Genomic DNA, 14,145 nt, shown 5'->3' with positions numbered 1-14,145 from the left:
AGCCAGAGGCGTCCTGATCGCCTTGCGGTGCGCGTTGACGAGGAAGGCATGCAGGTCACGGGACCGGTTTCCGGCCAAAGCGTTCCGGCGTTGCTGAAAAGTTCAAACTGAAAGGACCGACAATGGAATCCGGGCTCAAAGCCACCTTGAAGGATGCCATCAGAACCATTCCGGATTATCCCAAACCCGGCGTGCAGTTCCGCGATGTGACGACCCTTATGGGCGATGCGCAGGCGTTTCGCCGCGCCGTTGACGAACTGGTCTATCCCTATGCCGGCAACAAGGTGGATAAGGTCGCGGGCATCGAGGCGCGTGGCTTCATTCTGGGCGGCGCCATCGCCCATCAGATTTCCGCTGGTTTCGTGCCGATCCGCAAGAAGGGCAAGCTGCCGCGCGATACTGTGCGCATCGCCTACAGCCTTGAATATGGCATCGATGAAATGGAGATGCACCGCGACGCCATCGAGAAGGGCGAGCGCATCATTCTCGTCGATGACCTGATCGCCACCGGCGGTACGGCGGAAGCCGCTGCCAAGCTGTTGTTGCAGATGGGCGCGAATATCGTTGCCGCCTGCTTCATCATCGATCTGCCAGACCTCGGCGGACGCAAGAAGCTCGAAGCGCTCGGCGTGCCGGTGCGCACGCTGGTTTCGTTCGAAGGCGATTGATAACCAAGATCTACTGACAAAGGAGCCCGCCGGATCGGCGGGCTTTTATGTATCAGGCGTCGGCCTTGGGCGGCAGCTTGACCATGGCCGCATTATCGAAGGACAACACGTCCTCACCATTTTGATTATGCGCTCTCAAGGACATGGTCAGCATTGACCAGCCCGGACGCGAGGCGAGCGGGCGCAGCGCATGAACGGTGCGCTTAAAGGTGATGGTATCGCCCGCATAGACCGGTTTTGACCATTTCAGGTTTTCGAAGCCGGGCGAAGGACCGAAAGTCGGCGGCGTCTCGCCGCGCTTGAGCGCGTCCTTGGTTGCCTGCACGATGGAGGCGACGTTCAGCTTCATGAACACCGCCGTCGTGTGCCAGCCCGAGGCGCAGAGACCTCCGAACAGGCTGTTCTTCGCGGCTTCAGGGTCGAGATGGAACGGCTGCGGATCATATTTCGTGGCGAAGTCGATGATCTCTTCGGCGGTGAATGTATAGCTGCCGATATCCTGCTCGCGGCCGAGATTGTCTTCAAGATAGCTCATCATGCACCCGCCTTGGCTTCCTGTGCCGCGTCGTAGTCGCGGCGTCCCATCATGCAGGGATGCTGCATTTCGCACACGGTTTCACCGCGCTGATTGACGAGCGCGTGATGCAGCGTGACCAGACCGATTTCCGGGCGGCTCTTGGAAAGGCGACGGTCGATGACGGTGGTGACACCGCTCAGCGTGTCGCCAGCGAGAACCGGGCGCTTCCAGCGGGTGAATTCAACGCCGGGACCGCCTTGCGATGTCGAATTGGTGAGAAAGGCGTCGCAGACGAGGCGCATGATCAGCGATACGGTCTGCCAGCCTGAGGCAGCCAGACCGCCGAGCACGCTCGCCTTGCCGGCTTCTTCATCAAGGTGAAAGGGCTGCGGATCGAATGCGCTTGCGAATTCGATGATCTCTTCCTTGTTGATCGTGCGCGGACCGAAAGGGATTTTCAGTCCTGGCACCATATCCTCATAGGCGTATTTCAGCTGGGGCTTGCTCACCCTCTATCTCCTCCAAACCGGTTTCCGAAAATGCTCTGAATATGCAAAGGCCGCCGGAGACGGCGGCCTGATGGTATCAGGTGTTGAAGCGGAACAGCATCACGTCGCCATCATGGACGATGTATTCCTTGCCTTCGTCTCGGGCCTTGCCCGCTTCCTTGGCACCGACTTCGCCGTTATATTTGATATAGTCTTCATAGGCGATGGTCTGGGCGCGGATAAACCCGCGCTCAAAATCGGTGTGGATCACACCGGCGGCGCCGGGAGCCTTGGTGCCGCGACGGATGGTCCAGGCGCGGGTTTCCTTCGGTCCGGCGGTGAAATAGGTGATGAGATCGAGAAGCTTGTAACCGGCGCGGATCAGGCGGTCGAGGCCCGGTTCCTCAAGGTCCATGCTCTCCAGATATTCCCTGGCTTCCTCATCGGGCAGCTGGGCAACTTCCGCTTCGATGGCAGCGGAAATGATGACCGTCTGCGCGCCCTGTTCCTCGGCCATCTTTTCGACGGCAGCACTGAATTCGTTGCCCTTGGCGGCATCGCCTTCGGCCACGTTGCAGACATAGAGCACAGGCTTGGAGGTGAGAAGGTTCAGGCCCTTCAGCGTCAGCAGGTCTTCCGCTGCGATATCCTTCAGCATCAGGCGGACCGGCTGGCCGTTCTGGAGCAGCTCAAGCGCTGCTTCCATCACCGGCAGAATGGTGAGGGCTTCCTTATCCTTGCCGGTGGCGCGCTTGCGGATCTGCACGATGCGGCGCTCGATGCTTTCAAGGTCCGACAGCATCAGTTCGGTTTCAACCGTCTGCGCATCCGATACCGGATCGATGCGGCCTTCGACATGGGTGATGTCGTCATCTTCGAAGCAGCGCAGCACATGAACGATGGCGTCGACTTCGCGGATATTGGCGAGGAACTGGTTGCCGAGACCTTCGCCCTTCGATGCACCGCGCACGAGGCCTGCAATGTCAACGAAGTTGATGCGGGTCGGGATGATTTCCTTCGAACCGGCGATCTTGGCAATCTCGTTCTGGCGCGGATCCGGAACAGCCACTTCACCCGTATTCGGCTCGATGGTGCAGAATGGATAATTTGCGGCCTGTGCGGCGGCCGTTTTGGTCAGCGCGTTGAAAAGCGTCGACTTGCCAACATTTGGCAGACCGACGATGCCGCATTTGAAACCCATGATCGTACCTATCAGACTAGAATTTTATTGTTGTGGCTATGCGTCATAGGACCGTGAAGCGTCAAGAGGCGCAGGGTATCTTAGTCCTTTTTGCCCAGCAGCTTTTTCAGCATTTCAGCCATTGGACCGCTTTCGGGAATGGCCGGTTTCTTCTGGCTCTGGCGCGCCTGGCGGATATGGCTCTGCGCCTTGGGCGGGGCTTTTTCCAGTTGCGCGGGGTCGGCCTTGAAACCGTTAGGCCGCTGATTGCCGTCGCCCATGGCGAGCGCAATCCGGTTCATGAAACTGTTGTCGTCGCCCGGCTTGGCGAGCAGGCCAATATTGTCGGCGACAGCCCCCAAAAGCGTGTCCAGCCATTCACTGTCGGCCTTGCCGAAGTCGCCGAGAACATAATTATGCACCAGTTCCTTCGCGCCCGGATGGCCGATGCCAAGCCGCATGCGGCGATAATTCTGTCCGCCGGGGAAGGACTGCACATGCGCGTCGATGGATTTGATGCCGTTATGGCCGCCGGAGCCGCCGCCGGTCTTGATGCGCAGCTTGCCGGGAACAAGGTCGAGTTCGTCATAGATGACGACGAGATCGGCAGAGGTGAGCTTGTAGAAGCGCATGGCCTCGCCGATGGACTGGCCGGACAGGTTCATGAAAGTCTGCGGCTTGATAAGCAGCACCTTTTCGCCGTCGATCACGCCATCGGCGATCTCGGCCTGAAACTTCTTCTGCCAGTTGGAAAAGCGATGGCGGCGGAATATTTCATCCGCCGCCATGAAACCGATATTGTGCCGGTTACGCGCATATTTGGGGCCCGGATTGCCAAGACCTGCGATGAGCAGCATGGTTCAGAGCCCTCAAAATACGGAAAGCGATTATTCGCCGTCCTTGGCTTCTTCTTCAGCGCCTTCAGCAGCTGCTTCGTCCGACTTCAGGCCGGCAGGAGCAGCAATGGTGGCGATGGTGAAGTCGCGATCGTGGATCGCAGGCGTCACGCCCTTCGGCAGCTTGATTGCCGAAATGTGGACCGAATCACCGATTTCAAGGCCGGTCAGGTCGAATTCGAGCGCTTCCGGAATTGCATTGGCCGGAACGATCAGTTCAACGTCGTGACGAACGATGTTGAGAACGCCGCCGCGCTTGATGCCGGGAGCTGCTTCTTCGTTCTTGAAGTGAACAGGAACGTTCACGTGAACGACCGACTTGGCGGATACGCGCAGGAAGTCGACATGCTGCGGGAAGTCGCGGACCGGGTCCAGCTGGTAGTCCTTCGGGAGGACCTGAATCTTCTTGCCGTCTACTTCGATCGTAGCAACCGTGGTCTTAAAACCACCGCCATGGATCTTGTAGAAAATCTCCTTATAGGAGACGGCGATTGCGAGGGGCTCCTGCTTGTCGCCATAGATGACTGCAGGAATCTGGCCGTTGCGACGCAGTTCGCGGGAGGACCCCTTACCAACCCGGGTACGCAGATCGGCCTTGAGCACGTAAGTCTCGCTCATGGCATTTCCTTTCAAAGTTACTGGAGTGTCGCTTGCTTTCCACGCCTGATCTTATCCGAAAACCGGTTTCCACTTTTCGGGATCGTGCTTCAACAAACGACATGAAACAGCCCGTATCGTCTGTCACAGGGTGAAAGACCGGACCGCTCCATTCCGCGTTGCCTCCAAGGGTGTCTACGCGGATGGCGGTGCTATAGAGCATAGTGTGCGGCGGCGCAAGTTTTTTGGATTTGCCGTTGCGTGGGGACTGACAAGGCCACAGTTGAAAAAATGGTCCCGATGGCCTATATTCGGATCGGTAGCTGAAGCGCGAACTCCAGCTACCGTGTTCTTAGATAAAGAATTGTGCCCGCACTGCGGCTTGCCAGCCAGTGCGGGTTTTCTTTATTCTAAGCGTGAATCTAATGGGTATTAGCCACATAGAGTTCACCTCCGAATAGAGAGCAAAGCCTTTGCCTCGGTCGGAGCGGCTCATCCTCCCCGACGCGCCCGCTGGCTGGACGCTTGCTGCTTTTGCCCCCTGTTCTGATTGCTATCAAAACTTTTGATTGAAATCTACCGACCAGCATCTGTGGGCATCTGTCGTAACGGGTGGCATTGGCGGCGTCAAAGATGTTAAGCGAATGCCTGATTGACCCGCGGGCTTGGCCGCGCGAGTCGTCTGTTCCTGCAATGTTGAAACAAGGAGGCGAGATGCAGGTCGGTATCGACATGGGTTCTGTCACGGGAAGCGGTTCTGCCTCGGCAGCGGCGCTTGGCGGTGGCAAGCAGGCCATGCTTGATCTTGAGGAGCTTCTCGCCACGCGCCTGCTCGTGCAGGGCAATTCCGGCTCCGGCAAGTCGCATCTTTTGCGCCGCCTGCTGGAACAGAGCGCGCAATGGGTGCAGCAGTGCATTGTCGACCCGGAAGGCGATTTTGTCACGCTGGCCGATCTTTACGGCCATGTCGTTGTTGACGCCGCTCGCACTGAAGCCGAACTGACCCGCATTGCCGGACGCATCCGCCAGCATCGTGTTTCGGTGGTGCTTAATCTCGAAGGTCTCGATGTCGAGCAGCAGATGCGTTCCGCTGCGGCTTTCCTTGGCGGTCTGTTCGATGCCGAACGCGACTATTGGTATCCGATGCTCGTGGTGGTGGATGAGGCGCAGCTTTTTGCGCCTGCCGCCGCTGGCGAAGTGTCGGACGAGGCGCGCAAGCTTTCCCTTGGCGCGATGACCAATCTTATGTGTCGCGGGCGCAAGCGCGGACTGGCCGGTGTTATTGCCACACAGCGTCTGGCCAAGCTTGCCAAGAACGTGGCCGCAGAGGCCTCCAACTTTCTGATGGGCCGCACCTTCCTCGATATCGACATGGCGCGCGCCGCCGATCTGCTTGGCATGGAGCGCCGTCAAGCGGAGATGTTCCGCGATCTGGAGCGCGGGCATTTTGTGGCGCTCGGGCCCGCCTTGTCGCGCCGTCCATTGCCGATCAAGATCGGCAAGGTGGAAACATCGGCACGGTCTTCTTCGCCGAAGCTGATGCCGCTGCCCGATGCGCCGGAGGATGCGCTCGATCTGATCTTTACGCCAGCACCGCAGGAAATCCGCACCGTCGTGCGCCGGACGCCTCCACCCCCGCCGCCGCCATCCACGGCGGAAATTCTGGCGCAGGTGGCCAAGCCTAAGCCCGAGGCAGAGCCGGTTGAAGCCCCGCTTTTCCCCGGTATCGTCGAAGCGGAACGCGACGAACTTATCGATAAGGTCATGCGCGAGATTGTGGATGACCCCGAAGCCTCGTTCCGGTCTGTGGCCGTTCTTTATCAGGACTTTCTCGTGCGCTGCCGCATTCACCGCGTTCCGGGCGAACCGCTGGCTTTGCCTGCCTTCCGCCGCAGGCTGGCGGTGGCGCAGGCCAGCATTGAAAGTGACGTGGCCAGCGGCGAGACATGGCAGCAGGCGCTGTCGCTATCGGAAAGCCTCACCGACGATGTGCAGGGCGTGTTCCTGATCGTCGCACAGGCGGCGGTAACCGGTGCGCCTTGCCCGTCCGACGCGGCATTGGCGCGGGCCTATGGCACGCATTCGTTCAGCCGTGCCCGGCGTCTGCTGACTTATTTCGAAGAACGCGGGCTTCTGGTCGTGCGCAACGACTTCAAGGGAATGCGCATCGTCAATTTCCCCGATCTTGCCTGTGAGACCGCGCCGGGTGACCCGAATGCCCCCGACGATATGGTCGAAGAAGGTGCTGCAGCCGAGTAAGCTGTGAAAACCGTCATGAACCTGTAATGATTGTCAGCAAGAGCTTGGTCGGATCATTCGGGATGACAGCGTGACACAGCCAATAAAGCAGCCGAATTTCAAAGAACTCTTCACGACATTCGGCAAGATCGGGCTTTTGTCCTTCGGCGGGCCGGCAGCGCAGATCGCCATGCTGCAACGCGTTCTTGTGGATGAGAAAAAATGGATGGATCAGGAACGGCTGATCCATGCGCTGAACTTCTGCATGTTGTTGCCCGGCCCGGAAGCCATGCAGCTTGCGACCTATTCCGGCTGGGCTGTCAAAGGCTGGCGCGGCGGCCTGCTGGCCGGGCTTTTGTTCGTGCTGCCCGGCGCTGTGGTGATGCTTGCGCTCTCCACACTCTATATCGCTTTCGGACATGTGGAGATGGTGGCGGGCCTGCTGTTCGGCCTGAAAGCTGCGGTGCTGGCCGTGGTGTTCGAAGCGCTTTATCGCATGGCCAGGCGCACGCTGGCTTCGGGCTTTTCCTATGCCGTAGCGATCGCGGCGTTTGTTGCCATCGCGCTGTTGAAACTGCCGTTTCCGCTCGTCGTTCTGCTGGCAGCGATGGCAGGCGGTCTGCGTCATATCGTGCAGGGGAGCGGCGCGGGGACCGGTTTGGGCGAGGCGACACCCGGCGCTTTGCGCGATTTCACGCAGCAAACACTGGTCTGGGGCGGGCTCTGGCTCGCACCGCTCGTTCTTCTCTATCTGGCCTTCGGCGGCGCGCATGTCTTCGTGCAGGAAGCGGCGTTCTTCTCAAAACTGGCGGCTGTGACTTTCGGCGGCGCCTATGCCGCCCTTTCCTATACGGCGCAACAGGCGGTCGAACATTTCGGCTGGATGAAGCCGGGCGAAATGCTGACCGGGCTGGGGTTGGCCGAAACCACGCCGGGACCGCTGATCCTCGTGCTGGTTTTCGTTGGCTTTGTGGGGGCGGCCAACCTGTCTGGCCTGCCGCCAATCCTGGGCGGCTTGGTCGGCGGCATCATTGCGCTGTGGTTTACCTTCGTGCCGTGTTTTCTATGGATATTGGCGGGCGCACCCTTCGTGGAGCGGCTGCGTCAGGTGCGCTGGCTTTCGGCCATGCTCAGCGGCATCACGGCGGCGGTCGTGGGCGTGATCGCCAATCTGGCGCTTTGGTTCTCGTTGCATGTGCTGTTCGCGCAGGTGCTGGATAAGACGGTTGGGCCGTTCAGCGTGCCTCTGCCGCTCTGGAGCACAATAGACAATGCCGCCGTCCTGATCGCAGGCGCGGCGGCATTGTTGCTTGTTGTAATGAGGCTCAACATGCCGCTGGTGCTGTTGCTGGCGGCATGTCTCGGAATTGCGATCCGCTTGGTATTTTAGTCGAACAGGCTCGAAACGGATTCTTCCGCTGCGGTACGCGCAATGGCTTCGCCGATCAGATCGGAAATCGAGAGCACGCGGATATTCGGCGCATCGTTGATCGCGGTGGTCGGCTGGATGGAATCGGTGATCACCAGTTCCTTCAGCTTTGAAGAAGCGATACGGGCGACCGCGCCGCCGGAGAGAACCCCATGCGTGATGTAAGCGGTGACGCTATTCGCGCCCTTGGCCAGCAGGGCCTCGGCTGCGTTGCAAAGCGTGCCGCCGGAATCGACGATATCGTCGAACAGCAGACAGTCTTTGCCAGCCACTTCACCGATGACGTTCATGACTTCCGATTCACCTGGACGTTCGCGGCGCTTGTCGACGATGGCGAGCTGCGCGTCGATGCGCTTGGCCAAGGAGCGGGCGCGAACCACGCCGCCGACATCCGGCGAAACGACCATGCAATTGCCGGTTGCGTAATTGGCCTTCACGTCACGGGCGATAACCGGAACGGCATAGAGATTGTCGGTCGGGATATCGAAGAAGCCCTGAATCTGACCGGCATGAAGATCAAGGGTCAGAACGCGGTTTGCACCGGCTTCGGTGATGAGGTTGGCGACCAGCTTTGCCGAGATCGGCGTGCGCGGGCCGGGCTTGCGGTCCTGACGGGCATAGCCGAAATAGGGCAGGACGGCGGTGATGCGGCGCGCCGAGGAACGGCGGAAGGCATCGATCATGATGAGCAGTTCCATCAGGTGATCGTTTGCCGGATAGGAGGTCGATTGCAGAACGAATACGTCTTCGCCGCGCACGTTTTCCTGGATCTCTACGAAAATCTCCTGATCGGCGAAGCGGCGAACGCTTGCCTTGCCGAGCGGGATGTTGAGATATTTAGCAACGGATTCGGCAAGTGCCCGGTTGGAGTTGCCTGCGAAAAGTTTCATTCTTTTTGCCTCTGAGCCGATGCGATAGGTTTGCGGTTTCGTTCTGTCGCAAAAAGTCCGTATGACGGACGTAATCTTGTTTTGCGCATGGACCGCAACGATGCAGGCCCAGCAACGTCATCCTCTAAAAGCTTTAAAGCTGCTAACTTTGGCCCGTCAGGTTAAGTACAGCAGCTTGCAAGGTTTTCTCGAATGTGGGGCCTATTGCAAAGAGTCACCGTCATTGCAAGGCCCGACTGTTCACAATTGTTGAAAAAGGCCGGATTTCCGGCCTTTCCGCGTGTCAAAAAGCGGCGATTCAGTAAGGGATTTCAGTTCCTTGCTGAAAATTCTCATCCTTTATGCGCGATTTGCCGCAAGCCAGGTAGAATATTCCTGCATGGTGCGGTCGGCGATGGCCTGCATGGTGGCGGGCTGCACCACGCTCCATGAGTCTGCCGCCGCACCTTGCACTTTCTCCTGCCCCTGAATGCGGTGCAGTCGGTTGCCCGAAGCATCCAGCACATCCCAGACATAGAGCACGGTCGTCTGATTGTCCTCGGAGAGAACCGAGAAGTACCCCTTCATGACATAGGCGGCACTGGTGTCATTGACGCCTGCCAGCTCCACTCCCTTGGCCTTGGCGTCGTCATTGATGCGATGGGTCAGCGGCGTCACCACATTGACGGGCGCGCCGACAATGGGCGCAATGTGCAGCTTGCCCGGCTTCAGCGACGCAGTGCGACCCGGTGTGGTCGCGGGCGTTGTGGTTCCGGGAGTCGTCGCCACAGTGCCCGGCGTTGACGCCTGCGCGTTAGCCGGTTGTCCCGCGGTCTGGCTCGTATTTTGGCCAGAGCCCTGCACGTTCAGTGCGGATTCGGTGCTGTTGCAGGCAGCGAGCGCTCCGGCAAGCAACAGCATCATCGAAATATGTGCCTTGTTCATGGTCGGCTTCATGCTCCTGAAAACGCATAGTCCTGAAAATACAGGCGGTTCTCACGTCAGGCCGATTTATCGCCGATCGTGGGCCGTTTGACAATGATGTCAGGCGATAAGCATATCAAGAGAATGGCGGGATAATGGCTGAGCAGCACCATTTGTTGTGAGATATGTCTGTCCGAGCGTCATCGCAGCGCCGCTGTCGGAATCCATGATGATCATATGCGCGAAGAGCGTCATGTCCGGCTGGATGCTTTCCGGATTGCCCGCATAGAACATTTGCGGGTCCATCCATGACGGTGTGAAGCGCGCGCCGACCGAATAGCCGCATGCATTCAGGCGGTGGCGGGTCAGCCCGTGCGTTTCCATCGTGCGGGCATGGGCATCGAACACATCACCAAAAGTTGAAGCCGGTGTCATCGCCGCCTCGACAGCTTCCAGCGCCTCGCGGGCGGCGTCGTAAAGCTTGACGTGGTGCTCCGTCGGCTGGCCGATCAGGATCGTGCGCATCATCGGCGCGTGATAATGGCGGTAAACGCCGGACCATTCGAGCGTGAGCTGGTCGCTGGCCGCAAGCGTGCGGCGACCGGATTTATAACGGCAGAGCAGGGCGTCCTCGCCGGAGCCGATGATATATTCATTGGCCGGATAGTCGCCGTCGCCGGCGAAATTGGCGCTCATCATCGCGGCCAGAATATCGGCTTCACTCGCACCCGCCCGCGTGGTTTTCAGCGCTGCGTCGAGCGCGTCGTCACCCAATTGCGCCGCGCGCCTGGCATAGGCGATTTCCGCCGGGCTTTTCAAAAGGCGCAGGCCATCCACCATGCCCGACGCATCGAACAATTTGGCAAAGCTTTGCAATTGTTCATCGAGCCTGCGGGCATTCGCGCCGGTGAGGCCGTGGGTCTGGTATTCGATGCCGATGCGTGTGCCGAGCAGATCAAGCTCGGTCAGGATATTGCGCAGATCCGCTGCGGGATTGGCATTATCGCGGTCGGTCCAGACGACGATGTTTTCGATATTGGACGTCTGGCGCGCCTGGCGCAAATCCGCCGAGCGCGTCATCAGCACCATCGAGCCGTCGGCCTTCACCACGAGGCACTGGAAGAAGCAGAAGCCAAACGTGTCATAGCCGGTCAGCCAGTACATGCTTTCCTGTGCGAACAGCAGCAGGGCATCGAGCTTCTCCTCCTCCATCTTCAAGATCAGGCGGTCGCGGCGTGCGGCGAATTCTTCCGGCTCGAAGTGAAGGGCCATGCGGTTCTCCTCAAATGGAATATTTGGCTTCCAGAATCGCAATGGCTGCAATCTGGCGTCCGTAATCCGGCTCCTTGCGGTGCGTCGTGCGCCGGTAGGAATAGAACTGGTCTTCGTCGGCATAGGTGCACTGGCGAAGGGAGCTGGCCTGTACGCCAGCCTTGGTCAGGCGGTCGGTGATGAAGGTCCACAGATCGAAAAGCTTGTGGTCCGGCTTTTCCGAGGCGCGGAAATAGCGCGCATAGACAGGGTCTTTGCTCAGAAACTCTGCATAGAATTCCGGCCCGACTTCATAATTGTCGGGGCCGATTGTCGGTCCAAGGACCGCAACGATGTTCTCACGCTGTGCGCCGAGGCCGATCATGGCGTCGATGGTGTTTTCCAGCACACCGCTGAATGCACCGCGCCAGCCCGCATGGGCGGAACCGATGACACCGGCCTCGTGATCGGCAAACAGAACGGGACCGCAATCGGCAGACAGCGCGCCAAGCGCGATGCCGGGAACATTGGTCACCATGGCATCGGCCTTGGGGCGCGGCGAATCGAAAGGCGCTTTCACATGCAGCACATCGGGCGAATGAACCTGATGCACGGTCAAAAGATGATCCGGCGCGACGCCAAGCGATTCTGCCACCCGGCGGCGGTTTTCGGCAACATGTTCGGCCACGTCATTCGATCCCGCGCCGACATTCAGTCCCGCATAGATGCCGCCCGAAACGCCGCCCTTGCGCGTGAAAAAGCCGTGCGCGATGCGCTTCCCGGCCTGACCAGCGGGCTTGTCGAGCAGAGGCGAACGGAGCGGTTGCGGCATGTCAGTCATAGCATAATGGCCTTTTGAAACCGAGCATGATCCGGAAAACTGGAAACCGGATTTCCGAAAAGATCATGCCCAGACATTTGGATCGGGATGGTGGGGGAGGCAGGTTGGCTTGTCAATTGCAGCTTTTTGAAGGGCAAATTCCAGTCAGGCTGTCTCGAAAGGAATAAGGCGGGTGTCGCGGTCGCTGAAGGCTAGCACCTTGAACAGCGTGCCCATCTGAGCGGGGGCTGCCAAGCGCTCCACATCCTGCCGGATCTTTTCCTGAAAGGCGGCATCGCGCCCGGTGCCCAGACGGCCTGCACGGTCGAGCAGGCCCATGGCCAGCAGAAATTCGCCTTGCGTCATGGTGCCGGTCTTGCAGCCGGAAGCGCGTGCAGTCTGCTCCAGACTATCGAAATCGACATGGCTAGTCAGGTCGGCTTCGCCTGGATGAGCAAAAACGTCGTCATAGGCGTGTTTGAGCATGGCTTGCAGCGTGTCGCCAAAGCCGGATTGCAGGTGGCCGTAATCGATGTTGAGGGCTGCGCCGCGTGTCTTTGCGATACGTTGTGCGATTTCCTGCAACAGCGCGGTTCGTGCGGGGGCCGCCTCGAAGATTGTGCCGTCAGGCGTCTGCGCATGGTCTTTCGGCAAAAGCGCCGGGTCGATCCCGCCCGCGCCGCTGACGAAATGGAACTGATCCTGATCATCAAGCGCGATCAGCCGTTCCACAAAACGCCCGTTGGTTTTGACAAACTGGCGAAACGGGATCGCGTCGAACAGCTCGTTCGATATGAGGATCAATGGGCCGGTGGGGACATCGGCAAAGCGTTCGAACCAGGTGATGGGCACGCCGGTGTCAGTCAGCTTCTGCTTTTGCTTTTCGACAAGGCGCGAACTGGTCTCGACCATGGCGACCTGCAGGCCCGTCAGCATTTGCGGCGCAAGCTTGCTGATCGTGCGCAGCATATCGCTCATCAGCGTGCCGCGGCCGGGGCCGATTTCGCACAGCACGGTGTTGGCAGGGCGGCCAAGCGCGTCCCATTCCGCCACGCACCAGATGCCAATCAATTCGCCGAACATCTGGCTCACTTCAGGCGCGGTGACGAAATCGCCCTCGCGACCGAAGGGTTCGCGGGTCGTGTAATAGCCGGATTCCCGGTCGCCCAGACAGGCGGCCATGTAGTCGGCCACGCTGATCGGTCCTGTGGTGGCGATCAGCCGTTTCAGCCGGTCTTTCAACGTGGTCTCAGGCATCTTTGGCTGCTGCGCGGTTGGCCCGCCAGATCGCCCACAGGCCGATCAGCACCATCGGCACCGAAAGCACCATGCCCATGGTCAGCCATCCGCCGACCAGATAGCCGAGCTGTGCGTCCGGCTCGCGGAAGAACTCGACCGCGATGCGGCTGAGGCCATAGCCGGTCACGAATGCGCCTGCGATGAAGCCGGGCTTCTTCAGCTTGCGTCCCACCCAGACGAGCAGGAACAGAACGAAGAACAGGACGAGGCCTTCCAGAAATGCTTCGTAGAGCTGGCTTGGGTGACGCGGCAGCGGCCCGCCATTGGGAAAATAGACGGCCCATGGAACATCGCTGACACGGCCCCAGAGTTCGGAATTGATGAAGTTGGCCACACGCACCACGCCGAGGCCGACCGGTACACCGGCAGCGACGACATCGAACATGCTCCAGACCCTGATGCCGCGCGAGCGCGCAAACAGGATCATGGCGATGGTGGTGCCGAGAATACCGCCGTGGAACGACATGCCGCCGTCCCAGACGGCGGGAATGGCGATCGGATTGGAGATATAATAGGAGAAATTATAGAAGAGCACATAGCCGATGCGTCCGCCCAGCACGACGCCGAGTGCCGCCCAGATGACGAAATCGTCGAGCGCTTCCGGGGCCATGGGCGGCTGGTTATGCGCCCAGAGGCGATGGCTGCGCAGAAGCTTCTTGCCATACCACCACGCGAACATGATGCCGACAACATAGCCGAGGCCGTACCAGTGAACGGCCAGCGGTCCGATGGAAAAGATCACCGGGTCAATGTTCGGAAAGGCGAGGGCCGAAGCGGGCAGCAACGTCTCTATCATGAAATCACTCCATTTTGTGACGGAACATGCTGGACGAACCCGCTACGGTCAAGCTGTCCTGCAAACGCCTTTTAACGCGATCACTTTCTATAGCTGCGCTTGCATCGGAACTAAGACGGTCCTATTTCCATTTTATGTTTTCAACAGGTCTATCCTGGAAATAAGGAACGATT

General features: G+C 59.4%; 14 protein-coding genes. 3 read left to right on the top strand and 11 right to left on the bottom strand.

Annotation, left to right across the window (positions count from 1 at the left end; translation table 11 throughout):
- Nucleotides 1–122 precede the first annotated feature (122 nt).
- Nucleotides 123–668, top strand: coding sequence for an adenine phosphoribosyltransferase (locus JAU75_RS15340; RefSeq protein ID WP_199057364.1), 546 nt, complete (start codon nucleotides 123–125; stop codon nucleotides 666–668).
- A gap of 52 nt (nucleotides 669–720) precedes the next feature.
- Here JAU75_RS15340 and JAU75_RS15335 read toward each other — a convergent pair whose 3' ends face one another.
- The 5 genes from JAU75_RS15335 to JAU75_RS15315 all read right to left on the bottom strand — a co-directional run bounded on the left by JAU75_RS15335 (nucleotide 721) and on the right by JAU75_RS15315 (nucleotide 4,367).
- Nucleotides 721–1,203 carry a MaoC family dehydratase gene (locus tag JAU75_RS15335; RefSeq protein WP_199057363.1) on the bottom strand — a complete coding sequence of 161 codons (483 nt, stop codon included), beginning with the start codon at nucleotides 1,201–1,203 and terminating at the stop codon, nucleotides 721–723.
- Complete coding sequence (locus JAU75_RS15330; RefSeq protein ID WP_199057362.1) at nucleotides 1,203–1,694, bottom strand: MaoC family dehydratase; 492 nt, start codon at nucleotides 1,692–1,694, stop codon at nucleotides 1,203–1,205. The genes JAU75_RS15335 and JAU75_RS15330 overlap by 1 nt, the downstream gene beginning before the upstream one ends.
- 76 nt (nucleotides 1,695–1,770) lie before the next feature.
- On the bottom strand, nucleotides 1,771–2,874 hold the full coding sequence (gene ychF / locus JAU75_RS15325) for a redox-regulated ATPase YchF (RefSeq protein WP_199057361.1): 1,104 nt from the start codon (nucleotides 2,872–2,874) through the stop codon (nucleotides 1,771–1,773).
- A gap of 80 nt (nucleotides 2,875–2,954) precedes the next feature.
- A complete protein-coding gene (pth, locus tag JAU75_RS15320) occupies nucleotides 2,955–3,710 on the bottom strand; it encodes an aminoacyl-tRNA hydrolase (RefSeq protein ID WP_199057360.1) in 756 nt (251 codons plus the stop codon).
- Between the two features lie 30 nt (nucleotides 3,711–3,740).
- Nucleotides 3,741–4,367: a 50S ribosomal protein L25/general stress protein Ctc gene (locus JAU75_RS15315; protein ID WP_199057359.1), complete on the bottom strand. Its 627-nt coding sequence runs from the start codon at nucleotides 4,365–4,367 to the stop codon at nucleotides 3,741–3,743.
- Nucleotides 4,368–5,060: 693 nt separating this feature from the next.
- Between JAU75_RS15315 and JAU75_RS15310 the strand changes: the two genes are divergently transcribed.
- Both JAU75_RS15310 and chrA read left to right on the top strand, forming a co-directional pair.
- Nucleotides 5,061–6,605: an ATP-binding protein gene (locus JAU75_RS15310; RefSeq protein ID WP_199057358.1), complete on the top strand. Its 1,545-nt coding sequence runs from the start codon at nucleotides 5,061–5,063 to the stop codon at nucleotides 6,603–6,605.
- 70 nt (nucleotides 6,606–6,675) lie between these two features.
- Nucleotides 6,676–7,974 carry a chromate efflux transporter gene (gene chrA, locus JAU75_RS15305; RefSeq protein ID WP_199057357.1) on the top strand — a complete coding sequence of 433 codons (1,299 nt, stop codon included), beginning with the start codon at nucleotides 6,676–6,678 and terminating at the stop codon, nucleotides 7,972–7,974.
- Here chrA and JAU75_RS15300 read toward each other — a convergent pair.
- The 6 genes from JAU75_RS15300 to lgt form a co-directional block, all read right to left on the bottom strand.
- A complete protein-coding gene (locus JAU75_RS15300; protein ID WP_078338743.1) occupies nucleotides 7,971–8,903 on the bottom strand; it encodes a ribose-phosphate pyrophosphokinase in 933 nt (310 codons plus the stop codon). The two genes, chrA and JAU75_RS15300, sit on opposite strands and share 4 nt — an antisense overlap.
- A 339-nt stretch (nucleotides 8,904–9,242) precedes the next feature.
- Nucleotides 9,243–9,839: a hypothetical protein gene (locus JAU75_RS15295; RefSeq protein ID WP_199057356.1), complete on the bottom strand. Its 597-nt coding sequence runs from the start codon at nucleotides 9,837–9,839 to the stop codon at nucleotides 9,243–9,245.
- 87 nt (nucleotides 9,840–9,926) lie between these two features.
- Nucleotides 9,927–11,078, bottom strand: coding sequence for a Xaa-Pro peptidase family protein (locus tag JAU75_RS15290; RefSeq protein WP_199057355.1), 1,152 nt, complete (start codon nucleotides 11,076–11,078; stop codon nucleotides 9,927–9,929).
- A 10-nt stretch (nucleotides 11,079–11,088) separates the two neighbouring features.
- Entirely contained in the window at nucleotides 11,089–11,898 is an 810-nt protein-coding gene (gene pgeF, locus JAU75_RS15285; protein WP_199057354.1) for a peptidoglycan editing factor PgeF, read from the bottom strand.
- Nucleotides 11,899–12,042: 144 nt separating this feature from the next.
- The gene (locus JAU75_RS15280; protein WP_199057353.1) at nucleotides 12,043–13,134 is read right to left on the bottom strand and encodes a class I SAM-dependent methyltransferase; all 1,092 of its coding nucleotides are present in this window, start codon (nucleotides 13,132–13,134) and stop codon (nucleotides 12,043–12,045) included.
- Nucleotides 13,127–13,972 (bottom strand): prolipoprotein diacylglyceryl transferase, encoded by an 846-nt coding sequence (lgt, locus tag JAU75_RS15275; RefSeq protein WP_199057352.1) that lies wholly within the window; start codon nucleotides 13,970–13,972, stop codon nucleotides 13,127–13,129. The genes JAU75_RS15280 and lgt overlap by 8 nt, the downstream gene beginning before the upstream one ends.
- Between the last annotated feature and the right edge of the window lie 173 nt (nucleotides 13,973–14,145).

The organism is Ochrobactrum sp. Q0168, assembly GCF_016427605.1.
Taxonomy (GTDB): Bacteria; Pseudomonadota; Alphaproteobacteria; order Rhizobiales; family Rhizobiaceae; genus Brucella.
The sequence above is the reverse complement of the archived record's forward strand: the minus strand, read 5'-3'. Positions and strand labels throughout refer to the sequence as shown.